Origin of the sequence: Psychroflexus aurantiacus (assembly GCF_010820555.1) — a bacterium.
Classification (GTDB): domain Bacteria; phylum Bacteroidota; class Bacteroidia; order Flavobacteriales; family Flavobacteriaceae; genus Psychroflexus; species Psychroflexus aurantiacus.
The window spans coordinates 1-1,409 of sequence record NZ_JAAIKD010000022.1; the positions used below are offsets into that span (position 1 = coordinate 1).

1 protein-coding gene is annotated in these 1,409 nt (G+C 35.2%); it reads right to left on the minus strand.

Translation table 11 applies throughout. The features are described 5' to 3' along the window. Positions 1–50: 50 nt before the first annotated feature. Complete coding sequence (locus G3567_RS13155) at positions 51–1,385, minus strand: alpha/beta hydrolase-fold protein (RefSeq protein WP_164005779.1); 1,335 nt, start codon at positions 1,383–1,385, stop codon at positions 51–53. Positions 1,386–1,409: the final 24 nt, after the last annotated feature.

Genomic DNA, 1,409 nt, shown 5'->3' on the forward strand with positions numbered 1-1,409 from the left:
AACGCTGAATATAAACTGTCGTTTTAATGCAGTTTATATAATGTTGTGTGTTACTTTTTTTCAAGATGGGCTAGATCCTCTCTTGTAAAAAGACTGTTTTTTTTATAGTTAGCTTTACAATACTCAAGCGCATTTCTCCCTTTTTTAACAGAAACCTCATTTTCAATTGCAAATTTGGCTATTCGATAGCTCATTCGCAGATAATACTCCTCAGGCAAGATTTCTCTGCTTTTTTCCAGGAAATCCACTACTTCATCTTTTCTGCCTTCAATCACATATGATTTTACGGGCCTATGAATATTGTAATAGAATACTCTATCATCTGTTTTTTCGCTATCCTCAATGGCCATGTTATATGATTCAATGGCTTCTGGATACATTTCCATTGCGAAATATTGATTACCGATATTGACGTGATCAAGCCCACCACCGAACCAAAGCTTATGTTTCTCAACAAAATCGAGAAAATACTTGAATTCTTCCTTGTCTTTTCTCTGTATGATGCTGCTTAGATAACCATCAAGATCCTGCATACTGAAGCTCCCTGTTAAGCCGTAGTTTTTCTTTAAGTCGGTCAGATAGTACTCATCATATTCAACAATTGACGCATAGTTTTCAAGGTTATTGTAATCCTGAAAGATGAATTTTAACCCATCTAGCAATGCATGGGGCACGATGGTCAGGTGGTTTGCCTCATATTCTTTTTTCATAAACTTGATTGCCTGATTAGGCGAATTTTGATATAGACTATCTAAAACGTTTCCTGCTTGAAATCTTGAGGGTGCATCTTTTGTACCATTTGCTACAAAATAGTATATGGTTCGGCCTTGATAATTTTCGAAGAATTCAGACAATCTATTTCTATTGGGATCATTTTTTTGAAAATAGGTCGAAAGCGTAATGAACCCATTAAAAGGATTGCCCTCTCGCATCAACAGCTTATGATTATATTCGGCTCCATTTGAATGACCAATCATAACATTGAAGCCAGAAGTACAATACGTGGAATCGATGAATTGAATTACTTCTTGGAATAAATATTCAGTGAAATACTCACCACTTTTTATATTTTTTAGTTCCTCGTTTCTTTTCTTATGGACGATTCCAACTAAAATAGATGGTGGGATTATGTTGAAATCTGATAGTGAAAGTGCGTTGATGTATCCCTTGGCCACCTCAAAGTTTTGGCTCGATCCATCCGTCATGTAGATTACAGGATATCTATCTTTTGGAGTGTAATTTTTGGGCAAATATACTTTCAGTGTTCGTTCATCGTCCAGATGTTTTGAATCAATTGTTTTAATTTCATAATCCAGACTGTCCACACCTTGTCCAAATGAGGCAAAAGAAATCAGAGTAAGGATTTGCACTAATAATGTCTTCATATAATTAGATTAATTACATACAAC

Bases quoted from the DNA above. Each gene is read 5' to 3' on its own strand.
- G3567_RS13155 (WP_164005779.1), bottom strand. From the start codon at position 1,385: ATGAAGACATTATTAGTGCAAATCCTTACTCTGATTTCTTTTGCCTCA.